The sequence below is a fragment of the Streptomyces sp. NBC_00038 genome (assembly GCF_026343635.1).
Lineage (GTDB): Bacteria > Actinomycetota > Actinomycetes > Streptomycetales > Streptomycetaceae > Streptomyces.
Genome location: NZ_JAPELQ010000001.1, coordinates 2,565,384 through 2,591,332, shown reverse-complemented (window position 1 = coordinate 2,591,332; position 25,949 = coordinate 2,565,384). Strand labels below are relative to the sequence as shown.

Annotated in this window: 17 protein-coding genes and 3 pseudogenes; 17 read left to right on the top strand and 3 right to left on the bottom strand. The window is 68.5% G+C overall.

The features are described 5' to 3' along the window. Positions 1-13: 13 nt before the first annotated feature. On the bottom strand, positions 14-1,489 hold the full coding sequence (locus tag OG219_RS11955) for a short-chain fatty acid transporter (RefSeq protein WP_266825675.1): 1,476 nt from the start codon (positions 1,487-1,489) through the stop codon (positions 14-16). Positions 1,490-1,745: 256 nt separating this feature from the next. Between OG219_RS11955 and OG219_RS11950 the strand changes: the two genes are divergently transcribed. The 16 genes and pseudogenes from OG219_RS11950 to OG219_RS11870 all read left to right on the top strand — a co-directional run bounded on the left by OG219_RS11950 (position 1,746) and on the right by OG219_RS11870 (position 20,342). Continuing rightward, a complete protein-coding gene (locus OG219_RS11950) occupies positions 1,746-2,450 on the top strand; it encodes a GntR family transcriptional regulator (RefSeq protein ID WP_266825673.1) in 705 nt (234 codons plus the stop codon). After that, entirely contained in the window at positions 2,447-3,355 is a 909-nt protein-coding gene (locus tag OG219_RS11945; protein WP_266825671.1) for a dihydrodipicolinate synthase family protein, read from the top strand. Before OG219_RS11950 ends, OG219_RS11945 begins: the two co-directional genes overlap by 4 nt. Continuing rightward, positions 3,343-5,073, top strand: coding sequence for an L-arabinonate dehydratase (gene araD / locus OG219_RS11940; RefSeq protein ID WP_266825669.1), 1,731 nt, complete (start codon positions 3,343-3,345; stop codon positions 5,071-5,073). Before OG219_RS11945 ends, araD begins: the two co-directional genes overlap by 13 nt. A 101-nt stretch (positions 5,074-5,174) precedes the next feature. Further along, positions 5,175-6,113, top strand: a complete 939-nt coding sequence (locus tag OG219_RS11935; protein WP_266825667.1) for a carbohydrate ABC transporter permease — start codon at positions 5,175-5,177, stop codon at positions 6,111-6,113. After that, positions 6,113-7,006: a carbohydrate ABC transporter permease gene (locus tag OG219_RS11930; protein ID WP_266836072.1), complete on the top strand. Its 894-nt coding sequence runs from the start codon at positions 6,113-6,115 to the stop codon at positions 7,004-7,006. Before OG219_RS11935 ends, OG219_RS11930 begins: the two co-directional genes overlap by 1 nt. Further along, positions 7,003-8,163, top strand: a complete 1,161-nt coding sequence (locus OG219_RS11925; protein ID WP_266825665.1) for a Gfo/Idh/MocA family protein — start codon at positions 7,003-7,005, stop codon at positions 8,161-8,163. The genes OG219_RS11930 and OG219_RS11925 overlap by 4 nt, the downstream gene beginning before the upstream one ends. Beyond that, positions 8,160-9,011 carry a PmoA family protein gene (locus OG219_RS11920; RefSeq protein ID WP_266825663.1) on the top strand — a complete coding sequence of 284 codons (852 nt, stop codon included), beginning with the start codon at positions 8,160-8,162 and terminating at the stop codon, positions 9,009-9,011. The genes OG219_RS11925 and OG219_RS11920 overlap by 4 nt, the downstream gene beginning before the upstream one ends. Then, positions 9,011-10,543, top strand: a complete 1,533-nt coding sequence (locus OG219_RS11915) for a glycoside hydrolase 43 family protein (protein ID WP_266825661.1) — start codon at positions 9,011-9,013, stop codon at positions 10,541-10,543. The genes OG219_RS11920 and OG219_RS11915 overlap by 1 nt, the downstream gene beginning before the upstream one ends. A 40-nt stretch (positions 10,544-10,583) precedes the next feature. Next, positions 10,584-12,587 (top strand): pectinesterase family protein, encoded by a 2,004-nt coding sequence (locus OG219_RS11910; RefSeq protein WP_266825659.1) that lies wholly within the window; start codon positions 10,584-10,586, stop codon positions 12,585-12,587. Between the two features lie 44 nt (positions 12,588-12,631). Continuing rightward, positions 12,632-13,984, top strand: coding sequence for a sugar ABC transporter substrate-binding protein (locus OG219_RS11905; protein WP_266825657.1), 1,353 nt, complete (start codon positions 12,632-12,634; stop codon positions 13,982-13,984). Between the two features lie 764 nt (positions 13,985-14,748). Next, positions 14,749-14,883, top strand: a pseudogene (locus OG219_RS11895) (rhamnogalacturonan acetylesterase); the annotation flags it as partial. Between the two features lie 31 nt (positions 14,884-14,914). Beyond that, positions 14,915-16,225, top strand: coding sequence for a polysaccharide lyase family 1 protein (locus tag OG219_RS11890; RefSeq protein ID WP_266825655.1), 1,311 nt, complete (start codon positions 14,915-14,917; stop codon positions 16,223-16,225). A 2-nt stretch (positions 16,226-16,227) separates the two neighbouring features. Then, a pseudogene (locus OG219_RS11885) lies at positions 16,228-17,334 on the top strand (pectinesterase family protein); the annotation flags it as partial. 12 nt (positions 17,335-17,346) lie between these two features. Then, positions 17,347-18,273, top strand: a pseudogene (locus OG219_RS11880) (pectinesterase family protein); the annotation flags it as partial. 60 nt (positions 18,274-18,333) lie between these two features. After that, positions 18,334-19,446: a chondroitinase-B domain-containing protein gene (locus OG219_RS11875; protein WP_266825653.1), complete on the top strand. Its 1,113-nt coding sequence runs from the start codon at positions 18,334-18,336 to the stop codon at positions 19,444-19,446. Positions 19,447-19,547: 101 nt separating this feature from the next. After that, positions 19,548-20,342 (top strand): HAD family acid phosphatase, encoded by a 795-nt coding sequence (locus OG219_RS11870; protein ID WP_266825651.1) that lies wholly within the window; start codon positions 19,548-19,550, stop codon positions 20,340-20,342. Here the strand turns inward: OG219_RS11870 and OG219_RS11865 are convergent. Beyond that, positions 20,339-22,549 carry a family 43 glycosylhydrolase gene (locus OG219_RS11865; protein WP_266825649.1) on the bottom strand — a complete coding sequence of 737 codons (2,211 nt, stop codon included), beginning with the start codon at positions 22,547-22,549 and terminating at the stop codon, positions 20,339-20,341. The two genes, OG219_RS11870 and OG219_RS11865, sit on opposite strands and share 4 nt — an antisense overlap. Before the next feature lie 237 nt (positions 22,550-22,786). Between OG219_RS11865 and OG219_RS11860 the strand changes: the two genes are divergently transcribed. After that, positions 22,787-23,944 (top strand): right-handed parallel beta-helix repeat-containing protein, encoded by a 1,158-nt coding sequence (locus OG219_RS11860; RefSeq protein WP_266825647.1) that lies wholly within the window; start codon positions 22,787-22,789, stop codon positions 23,942-23,944. 159 nt (positions 23,945-24,103) lie between these two features. On the opposite strand, the gene OG219_RS11855 is transcribed toward OG219_RS11860, so the two are convergent. Next, a complete protein-coding gene (locus OG219_RS11855; RefSeq protein ID WP_266825645.1) occupies positions 24,104-25,786 on the bottom strand; it encodes a rhamnogalacturonan lyase B N-terminal domain-containing protein in 1,683 nt (560 codons plus the stop codon). Positions 25,787-25,949 lie beyond the last annotated feature (163 nt).

Here is a 25,949-nt window from a genome sequence, read left to right as displayed (position 1 = left end):
GCGGATCAGGGCATCAGGGAAACGGGAGCGTGCGGGCGAGCAGGGTGACGAGGACGAGCACGAGGGGGAAGCAGACCAGGAACATCGCGAAGGTGTAGCCCATGATGTCGCGGGCCTTGAGTCCGAGAATCGTCAGCGTGGGCAGCATCCAGAACGGCTGCAGCAGGTTGGCGCTCGCCTCGCCGAGGTCGTACACCACGACTATCCAGCCCTGGTTCACGCCCAGTTGGTTGCCCGCGTCCAGGACGTACGGCGCCTCGATCACCCACTTGCTGCCGCCGCTGGGGACGAAGACGCCGAGGACGCAGCTGTAGACGGCGATGAAGGCCGGATAGAAGAACTCGTTCGACACCGACACCAGCCAGCCGGCGATGGTCTTGCTCAGCCCGGTGAAGGCGATCATGCCGAAGATGCCGCCGTACAGCGGGAATTGGAGCAGGACGCCGGACGCGGCGGGCGTGCCGTCCTTGACCGCCTGGGCGAGCCGGACCGGACGCCAGTGCAGGATCAGGGCCAGCAGGATGAGGATCAGGTTGATCGTGTTCAGGTCGAGGGCGTTGAGCGCGTTGCCCTCGGCCTCGGCGAAGTGCCGTGCCAGGTACCAGGCGCCGAGCACGAAGAGCAGGATCGCGAAGACCGGGCTGTGCTCGATCCACTCCCCGGGCCTGCTGCGGCGCAGCAGCGTGCGTTCCTCGTCGACGCCGGGACCCAGTTCGATGCCCAGCTGTTCGGCGGTCTTCGCGTTCTCGGGGGAGGGGGACAGCAGCCAGGCCGTGCCGACCGCGACCACGAAGACGATCGCCGTGGCGACGATGCCCTGCCACAGGAAGATGGTGTCCGTCAGCGGGATGAGGCCGCTGCCCCGCCCCTCGGCGATGACCTCCTGGACGGCGGGCGGACTCGACACCGCGCTGGCCACCTGGAGCGCCGCCGAACCGGACAGGCCCTGGGCCCACACGGTGCCGAGACCGAGGAAGGCCATCGCGCCGAGCGCCCGGTAGTCCACGCCCGCGACCCGGCGGGCGATCTCCTTGGCGAGGATCGCCGTGAAGATGAGGCTGAAGGCCCAGTTCAGGTAGGCGCTCACCATGGCGACGGCCGCGGTGAACGCGATGGCGACGCGGGGGGTGCGCGGTACCCGCGCGATCCTGGCGATCAGCCGGCCGACCGGCGGGGAGACCGCGACCGCGTACCCCGCGATAATGATCATCGCCATCTGAAGCGTGAAGGTGATCAGGGACCAGAAACCCTGTCCCCACGCGTCTATGAGGCCGTATCCGGTGGTCGCCGCCGGATCGGACGGCGCGCCCCACAGCTTCTCGCCGGTCGCGAGCCCGAGCGCGAAGACCGCGAACGTGCCCACAAGGACGAAGCCGAGGGCATCGGGCAGCCACTTCTCGGTGAAGGCGGTGAAGCGCAGCGCCATGCGCGCCAGCCAGTTCTCCTTGCGCACCGTCAGTTCCGGTTCCTGCGAGGGCGCCGTGGTCATGGAGGGTCCTCCTGGGCTGTGGGGGTGCCGAGGATCCTGGGCTGTACGCGGTCAAAGTGACAATGGTGGGGCCCCACATACTCCTGAGCCGGTTGATGTGGAGTCTCACCGTCCGGGTTCCGTCCGCCCGTTGCTCGGACTTCTTTTGTCAGAAGCGTTGACGAAGCACCGGCGCGCTCCTACCTTCAACGCGTCGTACTTCGTACGTCATATATGAGACGCGATATGTGAGATCCGAGAGATCCGAGAGGCGCGCATGACCTCTGTGCCCACGCCGATTCCGTCCCGCACGCAGTTCGTGCTGGAAGGGATCAAACACCGCATCCTCACCGGGCAGTTGACCCCGGGACAGGCTCTGGTCGAGACCGAGCTCGCCGCACAGTTCGGGGTGTCCAAGACACCCGTGCGGGAGGCGCTCAAGACCCTGGCCGGTACCGGGCTCGTCGTGATGAACCAGTACAAGGGCGTCACGGTGCGCATGGTGGACGCGGACATGGCGCGCGAGGTGTACGACGTACGGCTGCTGTTGGAGCCGGAGGCACTGCGCCGTGCCGTCCGTCGTGAGGCCTCGCTCGACGCGGCGCGCGACGCCCTGACCCGCGCCGACGAAGCGGCCGACACCGCCGAACGCTCCCTGGCCAACCGGGAGTTCCACCGCGCCCTGTACGTGCCCTGCGGCAATCCGCTGCTCGGCCGGATGCTCGACGAAGTAAGGGACCAGGCCGCGCTGGTCTCCGCAGTCGCCTGGGCAGCCAACCCCTCCTGGGAGCGCGAGGCCGCCGAACACCGGGAGATCCTGCGGCTCGCCCTCGACGGTGACGCCGACGGCGCGGCCGCCGCGCTGCACGCGCACATCGAGTCGTTCGTGCAACGGGCCTTCCCCCAGGGCCAGGACGAGGCCTTTCCCCAAGGCCAGGACGAGGCCTTCCCCCGGGGCCGGAAAGAGGACGGACAGGCATGACAGCGACGTACGAGACCCAGCGGGCGGCGCTCGCCGAGGTCGTGGCGATCCCCGTGACCCCGTTCGCGCAGGACGGGACGATCGACCGCGACACCCACCGGGCCCTGCTGCGTCGACTGCTCGAAGGAGGCGTCAAGACCCTTACGCCGAACGGCAATACGGGTGAGTTCTACGCCCTGACACCCGAAGAGCGGCAGCTCGTCACGGAGTTGACCATCGAGGAGACGCGCGACCGGGCCGTCATCCTGGTCGGGGTCGGGCACGACGTGCCGACCGCCGTGGCCTCCGCGCGGCACGCACGCGAGCTCGGTGCCGAGATGGTGATGGTCCATCAGCCCATACACCCGTATGTGTCGGAGGGCGGCTGGGTCGACTACCACCGGGCGATCGCCGAGTCCGTGCCCGAGCTGGGAGTCGTCCCCTACATCCGCAATCCGCTGCTCCCCGGTGAACGGCTGGCCGAACTCGCCGACGACTGCCCCAACGTCGTCGGTGTGAAGTACGCCGTGCCGGACGCCGCCCGCTTCGCCGCCTTCGCGCGGGACGCGGGGCTCGAACGCTTCGTGTGGGTCGCGGGTCTCGCCGAGCCGTACGCGCCCTCGTACTTCTCGGCGGGCGCCACCGGCTTCACCTCGGGGCTCGTGAACGTCGCCCCGGCCGTTTCGCTGAACATGATCGAAGCGCTTCGATCCGGCGACTACCCGGCCGCCATGAAGGTCTGGGAGCAGATCCGCCGCTTCGAGGAACTGCGCGCGGCGAACGCCTCCGCCAACAACGTGACCGTCGTCAAGGAGGCCCTGGCCTCGCTCGGCCTGTGCCGCCGAGACGTCCGCGCGCCGAGCAAGCCGCTGCCCGAGGACGAGCGCGCGGAAGTCGCCGCCATCGCCGCGGGATGGTCCATATGAAGCGCCCCGAGGACCTCAGAAGCCATCAGTGGTACGGCACGGAAGGGCTCCGCTCCTTCAGCCACCGGGCCCGGACCCGCCAGCTCGGCTATCTGCCCGAGGAGCACCTGGGCAAGCCGGTCATCGCGATCCTGAACACCTGGTCCGACATCAATCCCTGCCATGTGCACCTGCGGGACCGGGCGCAGGCCGTGAAGCGGGGGGTGTGGCAGGCCGGGGGCTTCCCGCTCGAGTTCCCGGTCTCCACGCTCAGCGAGACCTTCCAGAAGCCGACCCCGATGCTCTACCGCAACCTGCTCGCGATGGAGACCGAGGAACTGCTGCGGTCCTACCCCGTGGACGGGGCCGTGCTGATGGGCGGCTGCGACAAGTCCACGCCCGCGCTCCTGATGGGCGCCGCCTCCGTCGACCTGCCGGCCGTCTTCGTGCCCGCCGGGCCCATGCTGCCGGGGCACTGGCGCAATGAAGTCCTCGGCTCCGGCACCGACATGTGGAAGTACTGGGACGACAAGCGCGCCGGGCTCATCGGGGACTGCGAGATGACCGAGCTGGAGAGCGGGCTCGCCCGGTCGCCCGGTCACTGCATGACCATGGGTACTGCGTCCACGCTGACGGCCGCCGCCGAGGCGCTGGGGGTGACGGTGCCGGGCGCGTCCAGCATCCCCGCCGTCGACTCCGGGCACGACCGGATGGCCGCCGCCTCGGGGCTCAGGATCGTCGAACTCGTCCACAAGGACCGGAAGTTGTCCGAGCTCCTCACCGCGGAGGCCTTCGAGGACGCCGTGACGACCGTCCTCGGGCTCGGGGGTTCCACCAACGCGGTGATCCATCTGATCGCCATGGCCGGACGCGCGGGCGTCACGCTCACGCTCGACGACTTCGACCGGATCGCGCGGACCGTGCCGGTGCTCGCCAACGTCCGCCCCGGCGGCGGCCCTTACCTGATGGAGGACTTCCACTTCGCGGGCGGCCTGCCCGGGTTCCTGTCGCGGATCACCGATCTGCTGCACCTGGACCGGCCGACGGTGTCGTACGACAGCATGCGCGAGCAGCTCTCAACCGCCCAGGTCCACAACGACGATGTCATCCGGACCAGGGAGAACCCCGTCGCCGACGAGGGCGGAGTCGCCGTCCTGCGCGGCAACCTCTGCCCCGACGGCGCGGTCATCAAGCACATAGCCGCCGAGCCGCACCTGCTCAAGCACACCGGCCCCGCCGTCGTCTTCGACGACTACAAGACCATGCAACGGACCATCAACGAGCCCGACTTGGGCATCACCGCGGACAGCGTGCTGGTGCTCCGCAACGCAGGGCCCAAGGGCGGTCCGGGCATGCCCGAGTACGGGATGCTGCCCATCCCCGACCATCTGCTGAAGCAGGGGATCAGGGACATGGTGCGGATCTCCGACGCCCGGATGAGCGGCACGAGTTACGGCACCTGCGTGCTGCACGTGGCACCCGAGTCCTACGTCGGCGGCCCGCTCGCGCTGGTGCGCACCGGCGACACGATCACCCTCGACGTCGAGGGAAGGTCGCTCCAACTCCAAGTGGACGACGAGGAGTTGGCGCGGCGCCGGGCGGAGTGGACACCGCCGCCCGAGCGGTACGAGCGCGGCTACGGAGCGCTCTACAGCGAACAGATCACCCAGGCGGACACCGGCTGCGACTTCGCGTTTCTGGCCCGGCCGGGCAAGGTGCAGGACCCGTACGCGGGCTGAGGGGACACGAATCCCCCGCCCACTGTGGTCGAGATGTCGAACGACGTACGCGAAGCGCTTCACCACGATGACGCTTCCATGCACAGGAACGGAGAACAGTCATGGCCCAAGCCGCAGCCGTGGCGAAACAGCCCGCGGCGCCACCCCGGCGGCGCCGTGGCTCAGCGACGCCCCGCAGGCTCCCGTATCTGCTGATCGCCCCGGCGGGCCTGCTGATGCTGGGCTTCATCGCCTACCCGGTCATCAGCGTCTTCTACTACAGCCTGCAGAACTACAACCCCACCAAGCCGTGGCGGAACGGCTACGCGGGCTTCGACAACTTCGTGCACGCCTTCACCGACGACCCGCAGTTCTGGGACACGCTGACCTTCAGCGCCAAGTGGGTCTTCGTCGAGGTCGGACTGCAACTCCTCTTCGGTCTCGCCCTCGCGCTGATCGTCAACCAGACCTTCGTCGGGCGGGCGATCGGCCGCGCGCTGGTCTTCTCACCCTGGGCCGTCTCCGGAGTGCTGACCTCCGCGATCTGGGTGCTGCTCTACAACTCCCAGACGGGTATCACCCGTTACCTCGCCGACGCGGGCATCGGCACGTACGGCACCAGCCTGCTCTCCGACACCTCGACCGTCTTCCCGGCCGCGGTCGTCGCCGACCTGTGGCGCGGAGTCCCCTTCTTCGCGATCCTGATCCTCGCCGACCTCCAGTCCGTCTCCAAGGACCTGTACGAGGCCGCGGAGGTCGACGGCGCGAGCCGCTTCCGGCAGTTCCTGCACATCACCCTGCCGCACCTGAAGGACGCCATCGTCCTGTCCACGCTGCTGCGCGCGGTGTGGGAGTTCAACAACGTCGACCTGCTCTACACCCTGACGGGCGGCGGACCGGCCGGCGAGACGACCACCCTTCCCCTCTACATCGCCAACACCAGCGTCGACGCCCACAACTTCGGCTACGCGTCCGCCCTCACTACCGTCGCGTTCGTGATCCTGCTGTTCTGCTCGATCGTCTACCTGCGGCTGAGCAAGTTCGGAGGCGGAGACAAGTGATCACCAAGGAGGCCGTCGAGGTCACCCCCGCCCCCGCACACGTGAGGGCCGAGCCGCAGCGCCCACGGAAGAACCGCCGCGCCTGGGACGAGGTCCCACGCTGGCAGATCTACGTTCCGCTCGGCATCTACCTGCTCTTCACCCTCATCCCCTTCTACTGGATCCTCCTCTTCGCGCTCCGCCCGGCCGGCTCCACCTCGCTCGTGCCGTGGCCCATGACCTTCGAGCATTTCGACAAGGTGTGGACCGAGCGCAGCTTCGGGACCTACTTCCAGAACAGCATCCTCGTCGGCGTCGCCACGCTCGTGATGACCACGGTCGTCGCGCTCGCCGGCGGATACGCCCTCGCCCGCTTCGACTTCAGGATCAAGCGCGCCTTCATGCTCGCGCTGCTCTGCTCCCAGTTCGTGCCGGGCGCGCTGCTCCTCGTCCCCCTCTTCCAGATCTTCGCCAAGCTCCAGATGCTCAACTCGCTGGGCAGCGTCATCATCGCCGAGACGGTCTTCCAGCTGCCCCTGTCGATGATCCTGATCAGCGGGTTCATCAGGAACGTGCCGTACTCCCTGGAGGAGGCCGCCTGGGTCGACGGCTGCAACCGCTTCACCGCCTTCCGGGTCGTCGTACTGCCGTTGCTGCGGCCCGGGTTGATCGCGGTCGGCTCCTTCGCCTTCGTGCACTCCTGGAACCACTTCCTGTTCGCCCTGATGTTCCTCAGCAACCAGGACAAGCAGACCCTCCCCGTCGGCCTCAACACCCTGATGAGCTCCGACAGCGTCGACCTGGGCGCGCTCGCGGCGGGCGGCATCATCGCCGCCGTACCGGTCGTCATCGTCTTCGCGTTCATCCAGAAGTGGCTGATCACCGGCTTCAGCGCGGGGGCGGTGAAGGGATGAGCACGCTCAGGAAGACACTTCCGGTGCCGGTCGTCCTCGCCGGGGCCCGCGGTCACGGCCGCTGGCATCTGGAGAACATCCGCCGGCTCCAGGACAAGGGGCTTGTACGACTGGCGGGCGTCTGCGAGCTGACACCGCTGACCGAGGAGGAGCTCGACTCGGATCAACTCCCCGAACAGTCCGCCGACTTCGGCGCCCTCCTCGACTCCACCGGCGCCGCGATCGCCGTGATCTGCACGCCCATTCCCACCCACACCGACCTGGCGCTGACCGCCGCCGCGAAGGGCGTACACCTGCTCCTGGAGAAGCCGCCCGCGCCGTCGTACGCCGAGTTCCGCAGGATGGCCGACGGGGTCGCCGCCGCCGGAGTCGTCTGTCAGATCGGCTTCCAGTCGCTCGGCTCGCACGCCGTGCCCGCGATCCGGAAGCTGATCGCCGAGGGCGCGCTCGGCCCGGTCGTCGGGATCGGCGCGGCCGGGGCCTGGGCGCGCGATGAGGCGTACTACCGGCGGGCACCCTGGGCGGGCAGACGGCGCATGAACGGCGCCGATGTGATCGACGGAGTGCTGACCAATCCGCTCGCGCACGCCGTCGCCACCGCGCTGGCCCTTGACGGTTCCACCCGCGCCGAGGACGTCGAGCGGATCGAGACCGAGCTGCTGCGGGCCAACGACATCGAGTCCGACGACACCTCGTGCGTGCGCGTCACCACCGCGAAGGGCCGTATCACCGTCGCCGCCACGCTCTGCGCCGAGCGGCCCGACGAACCGTACGTCCTGGTGCACGGCGCCAGCGGGCGGATCACCTTCTGGTACAAGCAGGACCGCGTGCTGGTGCAGCGGTCCGGGCGCGGCCCCGAGGAGCTCCAGTACGACAGGACGGACCTCCTCGAAAACCTCGTCGAGCACCTGACGGACGGGGCCGAGCTGCTGGTCACCCCCGCATCGACGGGTGCGTTCATGAAGGTCGTCGAGGCGATCCGGCAGGCCCCCGACCCGGTCGAACTGCCCGCGGACGCCTGGGAGCTGCTGCCCGGGGAGAACCGCCGGGTCGTCCACGGCATCGACGGACTCGTGGCCGCCGCCGCCGACACCCTCGCCCTCTACTCCGAGCTGGGCGCCTCCTGGGCGCTCCCGAACGAGGTGAGCACGCGATGAACCCGATGAACAACGACTCGCTGGTCCTGCGGATCGGGGACCGCCCGGTCGGCCGTTACGTCACCCGGCCCGAGCTGTCGCCCCGTCATTCGCCGCGCCCGTATCTGCACCCCGTCACCACCCTGGCCGGCACGGCTGTCACCGAGCTCAGCCCCGCCGACCACGCACACCACCTCGGCGTCGGTGTCGCCGTTCCCGACGTCGAGGGGCACAACTTCTGGGGCGGGCGCACCTATGTACGCGACCAGGGGCCGACGGAGCTGGACAACCACGGCGCCCAGCGGCACCTGAGCTTCCAGCTGCGCGACCCCGACGGCTTCGTGGAGGAGCTGCGCTGGGCGGCGGCGGGCGGCGAGCTGCTACGGGAACGGCGTACGGTCGCCGCCACCGAACTCACCGACACCGCCTGGGCGTTGGACTTCACCTTCTCGCTGACCAATACGACCCCGGACGCGCTGTCTCTGGGCAGCCCTGCCACCAACGGGCGGCCCGGCGCGGCCTACGGCGGCTTCTTCTGGCGCGCCCGCAAGGAGGCCGGAGCGCCGCACGTCTTCACCGCAGGTACCGAGGGCGAGGACGCGGTGCACGGCAGCCGCGCCGACTGGGTCGGCCTCGCGGGCGCCGGCTGGACCCTCGTCTTCGCCGGGGCCACCGAACAGACCCGCCGCGACCCGTGGTTCGTACGCACCACCGAGTACCCGGGCGTCGGCTCCTCCCTCGCCCACGACCAAAGGCTGCCGATCGCGGCCGGGGAGACGGTCGTACGGCGGATCGTCACCGTCGTCGCCGACGGCCGCCTCGGACGGGGCGAGGCCGCGGCGCTCGTACGGAAGGCGGTGAGCCCCTGATGGCCCTGCCCTCCTCCGACCTCTGCGACGGCACCTACCGCAACCCGGTCCTGGACGCCGACTGGTCCGACCCCGACCTCCTACGTGTCGGCGACGACTTCTACCTCACCGCCTCCAGCTTCGGCCGCGTCCCGGGCCTGCCGCTGCTGCACTCGCGCGACCTGGTCAACTGGACGCTCGTCGGGCACGCCCTCCAACTCCTCGAACCCGCCAAGGAGTTCAGGAAGCCGAGGCACGACTGCGGAGTGTGGGCGCCGTCCCTGCGACACCACGACGACCGCTTCTGGATCTTCTGGGGCGACCCCGACCAGGGCATCTTCCAGGTCAACGCCCCCGAGATCAGGGGACCTTGGACCCGCCCGCACCTCGTCGAACAGGGCAAGGGGCTCATCGACGCCTGTCCGCTGTGGGACGAGGAGAGCGGCGAGGCGTATCTCGTGCACGCCTGGGCCAAGTCCCGCTCCGGGGTCAAGAACCGGCTCACCGGACACCGGATGCGGCCCGACGGCACCGGACTGCTCGACGAAGGCAAGGTCATCGTCGACGCCGACCGGCTGCCCGGCTGGTTCACGCTCGAAGGGCCCAAGGTCTACCGCCACGACGGCTGGTTCTGGATCTTCGCCCCCGCCGGGGGAGTGGAGACCGGCTGGCAGGGCGCCTTCCGCTCGCGCGACTTCTTCGGCCCCTACGAGGAGCGGGTCGTCCTCGAACAGGGCGGAACCGAGGTCAACGGACCGCACCAGGGCGGCTGGGTGCGCACGCAGCACGGCGAGGACTGGTTCGCGCACTTCCAGCAGCGCGGCCCGTACGGGAGGGTCGTCCACCTCCAGCCGATGCGCTGGGGACCGGACGGCTGGCCGGTACTCGGCGACGAGGGTGCCCCCGTCGCCGTACACAAGAAGCCCGATCTGCCGACCCAGCCGCCGTCCGCGCCCGCCACCGACGACGACTTCCCCGGCGGCCGGTACGGACGCCAGTGGCAGTGGACCGCCAACCCGCAGGACGGCTGGGCCACCCAGCACTCCGCCGACGGACTGCGGCTGACCTGCGTACGGACCGTCGACGCGCACGATCTGCGCAAGTTACCGAACGTCCTCACCCAGCGGCTGCCCGGGATCGCCGCCACCGTCGAGGTCGAACTGTCGCTCAACAGCGAGGACTTGGGAGCCAGGGCCGGGCTCGCCGTCCTCGGGGACGCCTTCAGCTGGATCGGGCTCCAGCGGGTGGAGGAAGGGTCGGTGCAGCTCGTGCACCGGTTCGCCGAGTCGGTCGCCGAGCGGGAGCGCGAGGGCGCGCATCCGGTGGCGGCGCCCGAGGGACGGGCACGGCTCTGGATCGAGATCGGCGCCGGAGCGCGCTGCCGTTTCTTCTACGACGTCGGCGCCGGCCGGCGGCCCTCGGGCCTGGTCTTCGCCGCCACCCCCTGGCGCTGGGTCGGCGCCCTGCTCGGACTCTTCGCGCTCGCGCCCGTCGGCGGGGGACACGCCGGCGCGGCCTCGTTCACGCAGTTCCGCATCACCGCGACCCCCTGAGGGTCACTTCCTGCCATCCGTACGCCTGTTGGGAGCCGCAATGACGCACCTCCATAGCAAGCGCTTGCCGGGGTCGCCGCCCCTGGGGAGAACCCTGGCCGCCGTGGTGGGCCTGGTGGCCGCCCTGGCCCTGGGGGCGATCGGCCAGGCGAAGGCCGCCGCACCCGTACCGGACCGCGCTTCCGGGACCGCCTCGTCGGCCGACCGCTGGACCGACCGGGCCCACGGATTCGCCTCCCTCGACGGCGGCACCACAGGCGGTGCGGGCGGCAAGGTCGTCACCGTCACCGATCAGGCCTCACTCGCCCGGTACGCGGCCGCCGAGGAGCCGTACATCATCCGGGTGTCCGGGGCGATCGCCGTCGAACCCTTCGGCTCGGACATCGTGGTGGCCTCGGACAAGACGGTCATCGGCGTCGGCGACACCGGCGAGATCGTCCACGGGGAGCTTCATCTCAACCCCGGCACCCACAACGTGATCATCCGCAATCTGACGATCCGGGACTCCTACGTCGAGGGCGACTGGGACGGCAAGACGCAGGACTTCGACGCGATCCAGATGGACACCGCCGACCACGTGTGGATCGACCACAACAGGTTCACGCACATGGGTGACGGGCTGCTCGACATCCGCAAGGACAGCCAGTACATCACCGTCTCCTACAACCGGTTCGCCGACCACAACAAGGCGTTGGGGATCGGCTGGACGACCAATGTGCTCACCCAGATCACCATCGACCACAACTGGTTCACCGGCACGAAGCAGCGCAACCCGTCCGCCGACAACTGCGCCTACGCGCACCTCTACAACAACTACCTCTCGGCGCAGGTCGATGACGGCGATCCGGTGTGGACGTACGGCAACTGGTCGCGCGGCCAGACAAAGATGGTCATCGAGAACAGCTACTACGACGGTGTCCAGCACCCCTACCAGGCCGACGCCACCGCAGAGTTGGTGCAGCGCGGTTCGATCCTGCGGAACGCCGCCGGGCGGCACGACGAGTGGGGTGCGGCCTTCGAACCGCGGGACTTCTACGACTACCGGCTGGACCCGGCTTCCGCCGTCCCGGCCCTCGTCACCCGCTTCTCCGGGCCGCAGAAGAGGATCGGCGCCGTCGAACTGAACGTCCCCGCCGACTATCCGACGGTCCAGGCCGCCGTGGACGCCGTCCCGGACGGCAACGACAGCGCGGTGACCGTGTCGATCGCGCCCGGAACGTACCGGGCGAAGGTGTTCGTCCCCGCGACCAAGCCCCGGATTCTGCTGCGGGGGACCGGACAGGACCGCTCCGACACCGTCATCGTCCACGACACGCCCGCCGCGTACGGCGGTTCCACCGGGAGCGCCACCGTACGGATCGCGGCGAACGACGTCACGGCGCGCAACCTCACCTTCAGCAACGACTTCGACGAGGCCGCGCACGAGCTGAACGGTGAGCAGGCCCTCGCGATGAAGACGACGGGTGACCGGATCGTCTTCGAGGACACGGCCTTCCTGGGCAACCAGGACACGCTGATGACCGACAGCCCCAGCCTGACCGCCATCAGCCGGGTCTACCTCCGCGACTCGTACATCGAGGGCGATGTCGACTTCATCTACGGACGCGCGACCACCGTCGTCGAGCGCTCCGTCATCAAGGCGCTCAGCCGCGGTTCGGCCACCAACAACGGCTACATCACGGCCGCTTCGACCTGGAAGGGCAACCCGTACGGGTTCCTGATCACCCGGTCGAGGATCGTGAGCGACGCCCCCGCCGAGTCCTTCCACCTTGGCCGGCCCTGGCACCCCGGCGGCGAAGTCGACGCCGTCGCACAGGTGTTGATCCGGGACACCGAACTGCCGGCCGCGGTGAAGTCCTCGCCGTGGACCGACATGAGCGGCTTCTCGTGGAGGGACGCGCGATTCGCGGAGTACCGGACGTACGGGCCCGGTTCCGCCGTCACCGCCGACCGGCCGCAGCTGCCGGACGCCGACGCGGCCGCGTACACGGTCGCCGACTACCTGTCCGGGGCCGATGGCTGGGCGCCCTACGCCCACCACTGACCTCTGCACACCACTGTTCCCATCCAGAAGAAGAGAGCCGATCAATGAAGATCAGTATTCGCAGAAGCAGCCGAGGCGGGCGACGTGCGGCCGCGGCCGTCGCGGTGAGCGCCGTGCTCGCGCTGACCGCCACCGCCTGTGGCGACGACGGCAGTGGTGCCGGCGGCGACAAGGGCGACGAGGGCTCGGGCAAGGGCGAGATCACCTTCTGGGACAACAACACGGCCGTCCGCCGTGACATCTGGATGGAGATCATCAAGGACTTCGAGAAGAAGTACCCGGACATCAAGGTCAACTACGTCGGAGTGCCCGCCGAGAACGTCCAGTCCAAGTACGACACCTCCATCCAGGGCGGCGGCCTGCCGGACGTCGGCGGGGTCGGCGCCGCGATGCTCGCCGGGATCGCCGCGCAGAACGCCCTCGAACCCCTCGACTCGCGCCTGGCGAAGAGCTCGCTCAACGGCAAGCTGAACGAGGGCATGGTCGAGTCGGTGACCGCCGCGGGTGGCCAGGAGCAGCTGTTCACGATTCCCACCTCGGCCAGCAACGGTGTGCTGTACTACCGCACCGACCTGTTCGAGGCGGCGGGCCTGGAAGCGCCCACCACCTGGACGAAGTTCTACGAGGCCGCGGACAAGCTGACCGACCGGGACAAGAACGAGTTCGGCTACACCATCCGCGGCGGCGCGGGCTCCATCGCGCAGGCCCTGGACGCGATGTACGGCCAGACCGGGATCACCGAGTTCTGGAACGGTGACAAGACCACGGTCAACGACCCCAAGAACGTGGCCGCGTTGGAGAAGTACGTCGCGCTCTACAAGAAGGACACCCCCGAGGCGGACGTCAACAACGACTTCACCAAGATGGTCGCCCAGTGGGACAGCGGCAAGATCGGCATGCTGAACCACAACCTGGGCTCCTACCAGGACCACGTGAAGGCGCTCGGCGTCGACAAGTTCCGTGGGCTCGCGAACCCGACCTCGGACGACGGCACGCGCGTGCAGGTCTCCAACCCCGTCGACGGGCTCGCTCTGTTCAAGTCCAGCAAGAACAAGACGGCGGCGTGGAAGTTCATCGAGTTCGCCGCGTCGCACGAGTCGAACAGCAAGTGGAACGAGTCCGCTGGGGCGATTCCCTCCAACACCGAGGCCGCGCAGGACGCTTGGATCGACGAGGCCGAGCCTACGAAGCTCGCCGCGGAGGCCTTGAGCAGTGGCAGCACCAAGATTGTGCAGCTGCCGTACTACCTGCCGGACTGGAACACGATCTCCAAGGCTGACAACGAGCCGAATTTCCAGAAGGTGTTGCTCGGGAAGATGTCGGCGGAGGAGTTCCTCGACACGGTTGCCGAGCAGCTCAACACCGCTCAGGCCGAGTGGGCGGCACAGCAGGGCTGACGTTGATGCCGCGGGTCGGTCCGTGGTCTGAACCGTTGTGTTCCGGCCGCGGGCCGGCTGTGGCTGGTCGCGCAGTTCCCCGCGCCCCTGAAGGGGCGTCTCCGTAACGGCTGTTGAAAGGTGCACCTCTGTGTCCCTTACCCGCAGACAGAGCACCAGCGCGGCCCTCGCTGCTGCCGCCGCGGCGGCTCGTACGAGCCGCCGCACCCCCATCCTCTACAACACGGGTGACTCAACCGCCACCCAAAGTGCGCCGACGCTGCCCCCGAGACCGGCTGGGGCATGGCCCTCCCGAGCAGGACAACACGCACTTCAACCGTTCCTAGGTTGGTTGGCCAAAGTAGGCCAACTCGGCACTCGCGCCGCAGCGTGGGTGCTTGCCGCCCGAACGGTCTTGGCAGCGGGGTGCGGGTGCTACCCGGTCAGGCGACGGCCGTCTGACGCTCCCCGAGGGGTGCCGCGGCCGGTCCGAACCGGGGCGGTTCCGCCCCTTTTGGCCCGCTCACGGACGATCCGGATCAGCCCTTTGGTAGCTCACCCGGCACGATCCTCTGGTCGTGCGGCCCCCACGAAACAACCGAGGGGTTTAGCGGGTCACACCTTCCAGTCCCCGAACCCTCCCGCAGCCGGAGCTGCAGTGAGCGGATCTCGCCAGCGAAGCTACGCGCCGCGCCACCCGACACACCACCGAAACCTCAACCATCACCCCATCGAGTGACAACGCACAGTGAAGAAGTGATCCAACCCGGCGCAAAACAGTTACCAACCCGCCCGGGGCGATCGCCGTGGCCCGTCTGGTCGCCGCCGGGCTGCTGCACCGGAGGGTGCTCGCGCCCCGGGACGTACGCCGTCTCGGCGAAGAGTTTCCCGAGTCGTGGATCACCTGGCCCACCGCCTGACCTCCTGATCCGACGGAAAGAGAGCCGCACAATGAGTACACAGGTATGTCATGCACGCGTCATAGCCTCGCTGGTCGGGTGCACCGCGCTGGTCTTCGCCCTCACGGGCACCACGGCGCAGGCGCACACCGGCGATCCCGGCCGCCAGGCCCTCGCCGCCGGTGACGGCTGGGGCTCCGAGGGCGCCGGCACCACCGGCGGTTCGGACGCCGACGCCGACCACGTCTACACGGTCACCACCTGGGCCGAGTTCAAGGCCGCGCTCGCCGCGGGCGGAACGGCACCGAAGATCATCAGGGTCAAGGGCACGATCGATCCGGTCGCCGAGGGTTGCGCGGCCTTCGAGGCGGAGGGCTACGACTTCGCCGCCTATCTGGAGAAGTACTCGCCTGAGAACTGGGGTCTGGACACCGACCTCTCCGGGGAGCCCGCCGACAGCCCCGAAGGGCTGCGCGCGGTCTCCGCCGCCAACCAGGACAAGGTCATCAAGGCGAACGTCCCCGCCAACACCACCATCCTCGGCGTCGGCAAGAACGCCGGGATCAGGGGCGGCAGCCTCCAGATCAAGGGCGTGGACAACGTCATCCTCCGCAACCTCACCTTCGAGGCCCCGCTCGACTGCTTCCCGCAGTGGGACCCGACCGACGGCGCGACCGGCGCGTGGAACTCCGAGTACGACGCGGTCGTCGTCTACGGCTCCACCCATGTGTGGATCGACCACAACACCCTGAGCGACGGCCGCTACCCCGACAGCACGCTGCCGACGTACTTCGGTGAGGTCTACCAGCAGCACGACGGCCTCCTCGACATCGTGCGCGGCGCCAACTACGTGACGGCGTCCTGGAATTCCTTCCAGGACCACGACAAGACCCTGATGATCGGCAACAGCGACAGCGCCGCCTCGACCGACACCGGCAAGCTCAAGGTCACGCTGCACCACAACCTCTTCGAGGGCATCGTGGAGCGTGCGCCGCGCGTCCGCTTCGGGCAGGTCGACGCGTACAACAACCACTTCGTGGTCGCCGAGGGCCAGTCGTACTCGTACTCCTTCGGCGTCGGTATCGCCTCGCAGCTGTACGCCGAGAAGAACGCCTTCTCGCTGCCGGACGGCATCAGCGCCGCCAAGACCCTGAAGAAGTGGAGCGAGGCGCCGCTCACCGCCGAGAGCAACTACGTCAACGGCGCGCTCGTCGACCTGATCGCCGTGCACAACGCGGAGATCCCGGCCGAGACGCTCCAGTCCGGCGCCGGGTGGACGCCGACCCTGCGCACGAAGGTGGACTCGCCGAGGGCCGTTCCCGGCATCGTCGACCACCGTGCGGGCGCCGGAGAGATCTGCTGACCATGGCCGAACTCCCGCTCAGCAGAAGGGCGTTCATCGTCGCGAGCACCGGAGCCGCACTGGCTCTCGGGCTCGCGGCCCCCACCGCCCGATCCCTGGAACGCGCCCCCTTCGGGCGCTACGGTTCGCCGTCCGCACGCCTCACCGGACAGACCCTGTACGTCCACCCGGGCGGCCTCGGCGACCACACCACCGTCCAGGCCGCCGTCACCGCCGTGGCCGGTCGCGGCCGTACGCTCGTCGTCGCGCCCGGCATCTACCGCGAAACCGTCGCCGTCGGCATCGACCGCACGGAGATGACCTGGATCGGCGCCTCCGAGAACCCGCGCGATGTCGTGATCGTGTACGACAACGCCAACGGCACGCCCAAGCCCGGCGGCGGCACCTACGGCACGACCGGGTCCGCGACCACGACCGTGCAGGCCGATGGATTCACCGCCCGCTGGATCACCTTCGCCAACGACTGGCTGCGCGCCGAACACCCCGGGATCACCGGCACCCAGGCCGTCGCCATCAAGGTGCAGGGCGACCGCTCGGCCTTCGAGCACTGCCGGTTCCTGGGCCACCAGGACACGCTGTACGCCGACTCGATGGCGCTCGGCACCGTCGCCCGCCAGTACTTCGCGCACTGCTACATCGAGGGCGACGTGGACTTCGTCTTCGGGCGCGCGACGGCCGTGTACGAGCATTGCCACTTCCACACCCTGAACCGCACCGACCTGGCCACCGCCCCGTACGGCTTCGTCTTCGCACCGTCCACCGCCGTCGCCAACCCGCGCGGCTACCTGGTCACACGGAGCCGTGTCACCAGCGGGGCCCCGGACGCCTACTACAAGCTGGCCCGCCCCTGGGTGCCCGGCTCGGACACCACGGCCCGGCCCATGCTGACCGTCCGCGACACACGTCTCGACGCCGGCATCGACGCGGTGGCGCCCTACACCAACATGTCGGACACCTATCCGTGGCAGAGCCAGCGGTTCGCCGAGTACCACAACACGGGTCCAGGGGCGGAGATCGGCGTCCCGGCCAACCGGCCTCAACTCACGGACGAGCAGGCCGAGTTCGCGACGCGCGAGGAGTATCTCGGCGACTGGGCGCCCTGGCGTGGACGCACTCTCCAGGTCCGTCCCGGTGGCTCCGTCCAGGCCGCCGTGGACGCCGTGACCGGCCCCGGTTGGACGATCGTCGTGCACCCAGGTGTTTATCGCGAAGTCGTCAACATCCCTGCAAACAAAGGGGACTTGACGATCCGTGGTGCCAGTCGCGACCCGCGCACCGCCGTCATCGTGTACGACAACGCCAACGGGACGCAGAAGCCGGACGGTTCCGGGACGTACGGCACCGCGGGCTCCGCCACCTTCACCTCGGCGGCGCCCGGCCTGACCGTTCGCGAGTTGACGATCGCCAACGACTGGCTGCGCGCGGACCATCCGGAGATCACCGGAACGCAGGCCGTCGCCGCGTACGTCACCGGCGACCGCTCGCACTTCTCCCAGGTACGGCTGCTGGGCCACCAGGACACCCTGTTCGCGGACACCACGGCGCTCACCGCCTTCGACCGGCAGTACTACCGCGACTGCTACATCGAGGGCGACGTCGACTTCGTCTTCGGGCGGGCAACCGCCGTCTTCGAGCGCTGTCACTTCCACACCCTCGACCGGGACGTCGCCTTCAGACCCGAGGGGATGGTCTTCGCGCCCTCCACGGCCCGCGCGAACCCGTACGGCTTCCTGGCGGTGGGCGGCCGGATCACCTCCGGCGCCGAGGACGGGGCGTACAAGATCGCGCGGCCCTGGGTGCCCTCGTACGAGACGACGGCCTGGCCCTCGCTCGTCGTACGGGAGACGCGACTCGGCGCCGGCATCGACGCGACCACGCCCTACATCAACATGCGCGAGGCCTACCCGTGGCAGACCATGCGCTTTCGCGAGTACCGCAACACCGGCCCCGGCGCGGAGATCACCGTGCCGGAGAACCGTCCCCAACTCACGGACGCGGAGGCCGAGACGCACACCCGTGCGGCCTATCTCGGCGACTGGCGCCCGTGAAGCACCAGAGAGTCCCGAACGAATCGCTGAATCGCTGAATCGACGAAAGGACCGCACTCCATGTCTCGTCGTACCGCTCTCTCCCTCGGCGCCGCCCTGGCGCTGGGCGGGGGCCTCGCCGCACTCCCCACCCAGGCCCAGGCCGCGACCGTCGTCGTGGACACCACCGCCGAGCTGACCAGCGCGATCTCCGGCGCGACGGCAGGCACCGTCATCCAGGTGCGCGCCGGCACGTACTACCCGACGGCCACACTCCAGTCGACGGCCAACGGCACCTCGTCGAGCCCGGTCACCCTCCAGGCGTACGGCTCGGAGACGGTGAAGATCGACGGCTCCTCGCTGCCCGCCGGCGGCTGGATCTTCAAGCTGACCGCCGACTACTGGAACGTCTCGGGCATCACCTTCCAGAACTCGCCGGACAGCGCCGTCGTCTGCCAGTCCTGCACCGGCACGGTGTGGAGCAACATCAAGACCATCAACGGCGGCGACTCCGGCTTCACGCTCACTGGCGACGGCACCGTCAACAACACGGTCAGGAACATCGACTCCTACGGCCACTACGACGCCGCCACCCATGGCGAGAACGCGGACGGTGTGGCCGTGAAGTTCGGCTCCGGCACCGGGAACCTGATCACGGGCGCCCGCCTCTACAACAACTCGGACGACGGCATCGACTTCTGGTCCTTCTCCTCGCCCGTCACCGTCGAGCACACCTGGGCCTTCGGCAACGGCAGGAACCGCTGGTCCGACTCGGCCTTCGCGGGCGACGGCAACGGCTACAAGCTGGGCGGCGACGGCGAGGTCGTCGCGCATGTCGTCAACAACTCCGCCGCCTGGGACAACGCGGGCAACGGCTTCACCGAGAACTCCAACGCCGGTGCGATCGTCATCAACCGCACCACCGCGTACGCCAACGGCAAGTACGGCTACTACTTCGCCACCAGCTCCGCGAAGCTCGGCAAGAACCTGGCCGTGAGCAACGGCTCGGCGGCCGTCTCCAAGGGCTCCTCGGTGACTTCCGCGGGCAACAACTGGGACTCGGGCATCTCCACCCCGTCCTTCATCTCCACGGACGCGTCGACGACGTACAACTCCCGCCAGTCCAGCGGCGCGTTGCCCGCGACCACGTTCCTGACCACGGGGTCCTCGACGATCGGCGCCACGATGAACTGAAACCGGCCAGGGAGCGCGAGGCCTAAAGGTTGTCTATGGACTCGGTAACCATCAGGCAACGAGTCTCGCGCTCGGGCGGGTTACGCGCGTAGAAACCTGTCATGCATAAGCCACTGCGTATAGCGGCCATCGCCGCCACCTGTGCCGTCGCCGGTGCCGCCCTGTACGGCACCGGTGTCGCCACCGCCGACCAGTCGACGGCGAACAGCACCACCGAGCCCCACAACATCGGGCTCCTGGTGCAGGAGATCGACACCTACTACGGCACCACGCTCGACAGCAATGGCGTGTACCAGGCGTCCAAGGACAGCCCGTACGCCAAGGACCTCGCGCGCATCGAGGCCGACGCGAAGAAGTACATCAAGAAGGTCGCGGACAAGGCGAAGCACAAGGGCGAGAAGCCCGCGGTCGTCTTCGACATCGACGACACGCTGCTGCTCTCCCTCGACTACGAGAAGAAGTCCAACTACACGTACAGCTCGGCCACTTGGGCCGAGTACGTGGCCAAGGCCGATCGTCCGGCCGTCTTCGGCACCCCCGGACTCGTCGCGTACGCCGAGTCCAAGGGTGTCGAGGTCTTCTACAACTCGGGCCTCAAGGAGTCGCAGCGCGCCTCCGCGGTCGCGAACCTGAAGAAGGTCGGCGCCGACATCAATCTCGACGCCGACCACATGTTCCTCAAGGACGCGGCCAACCCGCCGTCGTACCTGAGCGCCTGCGCCACGGCCGCCGCCTGGAACTGCACCACCGTGCAGTACAAGTCCGGCACCCGCAAGCACATCGAGTCCCTCGGGTACGACGTCGTCGCCAACTTCGGCGACCAGTACTCGGACCTCGAAGGCGGCTACGCCGACAAGACGTACAAGCTCCCGAACCCGACGTACTACGTCAGCTAGTTCGTAGATACGGGCTTGATCGACCCCAGGGTCGGCACCACCGGCTCGATCGTGCCGTCGGCCGCGAACGTCATGCGGTCGATGGTCGTCTCCCGGTGTGTGCCGTCGCCACCCGGCTTGCCGGGACCGTTCAGGGCGAACCGGTGGTAGACGATGTACCAGTCGTCCGTGCCGGGGGTGTTCACCACGGAGTGGTGGCCGGTCCCCTTGATGCCGTACTCGGGGCGCTTGGACAGGATCGTGCCCCGCTTGGTCCACGGGCCGAGCGGGGACGGTCCCGTCGCGTAGGCGACGTGGTAGTTCTCGCTGCGGGTGTCGTCCTCGGACCACATGAAGTAGTACGTGCCCTGGCGTTTCACGACGAAGGTCCCCTCGCGGAAGTCCGCCTGGGTGATGTCCTGCACCTTCGTCGCGTCGAAGGACACCATGTCGTCGTTCAGCGGCACGACATAGCCGCGCCCGTTGCCCCAGTAGAGATACGACTGGCCGTCGTCGTCCGTGAACACCGCCGGGTCGATCATCTGGCCCGACAACTGCCCCTTCGCCACCAGGGGTTCGCCCAGTGCGTCCTTGAAGGGACCGGCGGGGGAGTCGGCCACCGCGACACCGATCGACTGCTCGGCGCAGAAGTAGAAGTAGTACTTGCCGTCGCGCTCGGCGATCGCCGGAGCCCAGGCGTTCTTGTCGGCCCACGACACGTCGGGACCCAGGTTGAGGATCACGCCGTGGTCCTTCCAGTGGACCAGGTCCTTCGACGAGTAGGCCTTGAAACTCGTCCCGCTCCAGCCCGGGTAGCCGTCCGTCGTCGGATAGATCCAGTAACGGCCGTCCAGGTACTGGACGTCCGGGTCGGCGTTCAGCCCGGGAAGCACGGGACTTCGCGTGGGCACCGCCTCCACCGTCCACGTCCGGCTCGTTCCGTCCGCCGCCGTCACGGTGTACTTCTGGGGCTTGCGGAAGTCCCGGCGGGTACCGGAGGCGGGCGTGACCGTCGCACCCGCACCGACCCACAGGCGCGGGGCAAGGCCCGACAGCTCGGCGTCCGCCTTCATCGGCAGCACCACCTTCGAGGACGCCTCGGTGACGAGGGCGTACCCCTTCTGCCCGCGTGCCGTCGCGTCCACGACCGACGCCGGGCTCACCGGATACGCGGCCATCAACCGGTCGTACTCCGCCTGCGTCACCGGCATCACCGTGCCGTGCCGAGGGCTGGCCGGCAGCTGGTAGTCCGTCGACATCGTCCAGTCACCGGAGTCGAGGTCGGTCGTCTCGAAGGGGACGTAGCCGCGGCCGCCGTACTCGTCGATGAACAGGTACCACTTGTCCTCGGTGTTGGACTTGAAGACCGTCGGGCCCTCGCCGCGGTCGATAGAACCGCTGCCGATGCAGTCGGCGACGAAGTCGTACGAGGTGTCGGTGAGGCTGGTCGACTTCTCACCGGTGATGAACTTCGAGCAGGGGCTGGAGGAGGTGGGGTCGCGCTCGTCCTTGGTGTAGCGGTAGTAACTGCCCTTGTTCTTGATGACGGTCGAGTCGATCACCGAGTAGCCGGGGTCGTCCCAGACCTTCGGTTCGCTGAAGGTGCGGAAGTCCTTGGTGGTGGCGTACAGCATCTTGTTGTACGTCGATCCGGTGTGGTCCGGGTCGTCCTCGGCGTAGAGCTTCGAGGCCCAGAAGACGACGTACTCGCCGAGCGACTCGTCCCAATAGGCCTCCGGGGCCCAGGTGTTGCCCGCGGTGTCCGGGGAGACCTTCACCAGGCGCTGGTCGGTCCAGTGGACCAGGTCGGTGGACTCCCAGATCATGATCGACTTGCTGCCGTGCCGCTGGACGTAGTCCCAACTGCCGCTGGAGTTGCGGTACATCTTCAGGTCGGTGGCGATCAGATAGAACTTGTCGCCCTCGGGGGAACGGATCACGAACGGATCGCGCAGCCCCTTCTCGCCCAGCTCGGAGGTGAGGACGGGCCGGCCGGCGTTCAACTCCCGCCAGTGCAGCGGGTCGTTGCCGCGGCTGAGGGCGTAGCGGATCTGCTCGCCGTCGGCGGTGCCCTCGCCGGTGAAGTAGGCGAAGAGGTAGCCGGCGTACTTCTGCTTGTTCACGTGAGGTGCTCCGGGTTGAGCGGCGGGGCTTGGCGGGGCGGCGAGCAGGCCCAGGAGGAGGGCGAACAGGGGGAGCAGGAGCGTGCGGGCGGTGCGGCTTCGCATGACACATCCTGTGGGGGTCTGATGGATTCTGTTGGATGAACCGTCTTCGGAGTGTCAACAGTTGGGGACGGTGCGTCAATCGGTGTGGGCGGGACGGGAGCGAGCGAAAATTTCGATCGTTTTCGCGGGGGCTCGGCAACCCTTTGCGCCACGGCGGCGACCAGAGAACAGAAGCGGGCCGGGGCGGCCCCTCCGGCCCGCTTCGTCACCCCCATTCCCCAGGAAAGGAACCGCCCCGTGCGTCAGAGCATCGGACGCCATCGCAAGACCCGCACGCTCTCGATCGCCGCCGCGGTGGCCGTCGCCGCGGGGGCGGGTGGCGTCTACCTCGGCCTCTCGGACAGCGGCGAAGCGCAGGCCGCGGGCACCACGGTCACCGTCTCCAGCACCGCTCAGCTGGAATCGGCCGTCGCGAACGCCGCCGCCGGTACGACCATCCAGGTGCGCGCCGGTACGTACACCCCGGCGAACACCCTCAAGTCCACGGCGAACGGCACCAGTTCGGCCCGGATCACGCTCACCGCGTACGGCAGCGAGAAGGTGAAGATCGACGGCTCCAAGCTGGCCGCCGGGTCCTGGCTCGCCGGCATCTACGGCGACTACTGGACCGTCCAGAACATCACCTGGCAGAACTCGCCCGCCCAGGGCTTCGTCGTCACCTCGTCCGTCGGCGGCATCTTCAAGAACCTCGTCACCGCGAACAACGGCGACTCCGGCTTCACCCTGCGCGGCGACGGCACGACGAACAACCTCGTGCAGAACCTGGACAGTTACGGCAACTACGACGCCGCGGGGCACGGGCAGAACGCCGACGGCATCGCTGTGAAATTCGGGTCCGGCACCGGGAACAGGATCACCGGCGCGCGGCTCTACAACAACTCGGACGACGGCCTCGACCTGTGGCAGTTCTCCTCGCCCGTCACCATCGAGCACTCCTGGGCGTTCGGCAACGGCAAGAACCGCTGGAGCGACGCGGCCTTCGAGGGCAACGGCAACGGCTTCAAGCTGGGCGGCGGGGGTGTCACCGTCGCGCACGTCGTGAACAACAACTCGGCCTGGGACAACACGCTGAACGGCTTCACCGAGAACTCCAACACCGGGGCGATTGTGCTGAACCGGAACACCGCGTATGCCAATGCCGAGGCGGGGTTCTACTTCGCCACCGGTAAGGCGCGGCTCGCCAGGAATCTCGCGGTGGGTAACAAGGGGGGCCTGGGGAAGCTCGGCTCCTCCACGGTCTCCGCGGCCAACAACTGGGACAGTGGTGTTGCCGCGCCGTCCTTCAAGTCGACTGACGCCACGACGGCGTACGCCTCTCGGCAGTCGAGCGGGTCGCTTCCCCCGACCACGTTTCTTACGACTGGCTCCACGGCGATTGGCTCGACCATGAACTAGGCCGGTTCGCAGGCTGCGGGCCGTATGTGGCTGGTCGCGCCCACGCGGCGGAGCCGCATATGTCACAGCCCCGCGCCCCTGAAGGGCCGCGCCCCTGAAGGACGCGAACGCCCCGTCGGTCGTCACCGGCGGGGCGTTCCTCTGCCGGCCGAGGGGGGCTCAGGCCAGCAGATCAATGCAGTCGAACGACGTGCCGGGGCTCAGGAACGCCGAGCCCGTCGAGCCGCTGACCACGTTCAGTTTCAGCACGTTGTACTGGCTGACATCCGTTTTCCACGCACTGGAAGGGACGTTGAAAACGAACGTCTGGTTGTTTCCCCGGTAGGAACCGGTGGTGAGCGAGCGTGTCGAAGGCTGCGTGGGCGCCGAAGGGATCGGCGACACCCAGTCGTTGACGCTCACCCGCGGACGGCCGTTGATGTACGCGTCCGTCACCCCGACGCGCAGGGTGTGCGCGGCGGCGGCCTGCGCGGCGGTCAGCTTGAAGTAGAGAAGGATGCCGTCGTTGACGTCCTTCCAGATGTACGCCGGGAAGGACGCGGCCTCGCCGCCGCTGCCGATGGTGACGTTGCCCGTCCACTTGGCCGCGCGGGCGTCGGAGGGATGCGCGTACGTCATCAGCTCGGCGTTCTTGAACTCGCCGGGCGTGCCGTCCCAGTCGCCGAGCCGCCAGATGGCGGAGGCGCTGCTCGGATCGCCGCCGATGGTGAGGCTGTTCAGGGCGGTCGAACCGCCCGCCGTCACCGTCACCTGGCGGGTGTGGACGGCGAGTTCACCCTTGAAGACCGTGAGGGTGTACGTCCCCGGCAGCATCCCCTTGCAGGAGAAGGCGCCCGTGCCGGCCGCGGCCTTCGCCCAGTACTGCGCGTCGGAGTTGGCGAAGCCCACCGTGTACGCGTACTTCGCGTCCATGCCCTTCAGGCCGACGCCCGCCACCCTCCCGCGGCCGCCCTTGCCCACCCAGCCGGTGATGCCGAGGCCGTCCACCCACGAGGTGTCGAGGTTCGCGTGGAACAGCGACGAGGAGGGCGCGCCGCCGTCCGTGAAGTCGAGGACGTACGGGCCCTGCAGCCCGTAGCGCTCGGGCTCCGTCTGGGCCTGGTTGTAGTGCAGGATCTCGTACAGCGCCGCTCCGCCGTCGTTCGAGTGGCGCAGCAGCGAGCGGTAGAAGGGGCCGCCGGAGGCCTTCTCGTGGTTGGAGCGGACCAGCCACAGGGCGGCTGAACCGGTAGTGAAGCCGATGTGGTCGTAGTCGATGACGCGCTTGCCCGAGTAGTGCTTGGAGTGCGTCGTGCCGTCCGCGCGCTTGAAGACGTCACTGGCCTCGATGACCGAGTCCGAGGCCTCGATCCAGGAGTCCGGGCCCTCGTTGGGGAAGACCCCGGCCTTGAGGCGGACGATGAAGCGGGTCGCCGTGAAGGACGCGTCGGCCTTGTCCGTCCACAGGTAGACGCTGTTCTGGCCGCTGCGGGCCGCGATCCACTGGGTGATCGAACCGTGCGCCACCTTCACCAGGATCGTCGACCCGGACAGCTTGATGGTCACCGTGGAGGCGCCGAGCCCGGACTCCACATGCGAGTGCCTGCCGCCGTAGCCCTCGTACTCCTTGCCCTTGTAGGCCAGCGACGTGATGTCGCCGGTGGACTTGGAGACCTTGAGGACGAGCGAGGCTCCCGTGGTGATCACGTAGTTGGAGCCGTCGTCCGTGTAGCCGAAGGTCGCGGCCGAAGCGGAGGAGAGGAGGCCGGTGCCCGCCGCGACCGCGGCACCCGTACCGGCCACGCCCACGGCGGACGCGGCGAGCAGGCGGCGCCGGGTGAGATGTCTCTTGTGCGCGCTCATCGACGGCGCTCCGTCGTGCGGCGGCGTACGCGCGGTGCAACTCGTGCAGTCATGAACCAGTGTTCCTTGAGTGGGAGGAGGGCCTTGCGTCTCCTGGTCGCCACTGCTGAGGAACGGGTTGCCGTGTCCGCAGGACTTCTTTACAGAAGTTCCCTACTGGTCG

Bases quoted from the DNA above. Each gene is read 5' to 3' on its own strand.
- OG219_RS11920 (WP_266825663.1), top strand. From the start codon at position 8,160: ATGAACCCGATGAACAACGACTCGCTGGTCCTGCGGATCGGGGACCGC.
- OG219_RS11905 (WP_266825657.1), top strand. From the start codon at position 12,632: ATGAAGATCAGTATTCGCAGAAGCAGCCGAGGCGGGCGACGTGCGGCC.
- OG219_RS11910 (WP_266825659.1), top strand. From the start codon at position 10,584: ATGACGCACCTCCATAGCAAGCGCTTGCCGGGGTCGCCGCCCCTGGGG.
- OG219_RS11915 (WP_266825661.1), top strand. From the start codon at position 9,011: ATGGCCCTGCCCTCCTCCGACCTCTGCGACGGCACCTACCGCAACCCG.
- araD (WP_266825669.1), top strand. From the start codon at position 3,343: ATGGTCCATATGAAGCGCCCCGAGGACCTCAGAAGCCATCAGTGGTAC.
- OG219_RS11925 (WP_266825665.1), top strand. From the start codon at position 7,003: ATGAGCACGCTCAGGAAGACACTTCCGGTGCCGGTCGTCCTCGCCGGG.
- OG219_RS11870 (WP_266825651.1), top strand. From the start codon at position 19,548: ATGCATAAGCCACTGCGTATAGCGGCCATCGCCGCCACCTGTGCCGTC.
- OG219_RS11945 (WP_266825671.1), top strand. From the start codon at position 2,447: ATGACAGCGACGTACGAGACCCAGCGGGCGGCGCTCGCCGAGGTCGTG.
- OG219_RS11875 (WP_266825653.1), top strand. From the start codon at position 18,334: ATGTCTCGTCGTACCGCTCTCTCCCTCGGCGCCGCCCTGGCGCTGGGC.
- OG219_RS11935 (WP_266825667.1), top strand. From the start codon at position 5,175: ATGGCCCAAGCCGCAGCCGTGGCGAAACAGCCCGCGGCGCCACCCCGG.
- OG219_RS11955 (WP_266825675.1), bottom strand. From the start codon at position 1,489: ATGACCACGGCGCCCTCGCAGGAACCGGAACTGACGGTGCGCAAGGAG.
- OG219_RS11890 (WP_266825655.1), top strand. From the start codon at position 14,915: ATGAGTACACAGGTATGTCATGCACGCGTCATAGCCTCGCTGGTCGGG.
- OG219_RS11855 (WP_266825645.1), bottom strand. From the start codon at position 25,786: ATGAGCGCGCACAAGAGACATCTCACCCGGCGCCGCCTGCTCGCCGCG.
- OG219_RS11865 (WP_266825649.1), bottom strand. From the start codon at position 22,549: ATGCGAAGCCGCACCGCCCGCACGCTCCTGCTCCCCCTGTTCGCCCTC.
- OG219_RS11950 (WP_266825673.1), top strand. From the start codon at position 1,746: ATGACCTCTGTGCCCACGCCGATTCCGTCCCGCACGCAGTTCGTGCTG.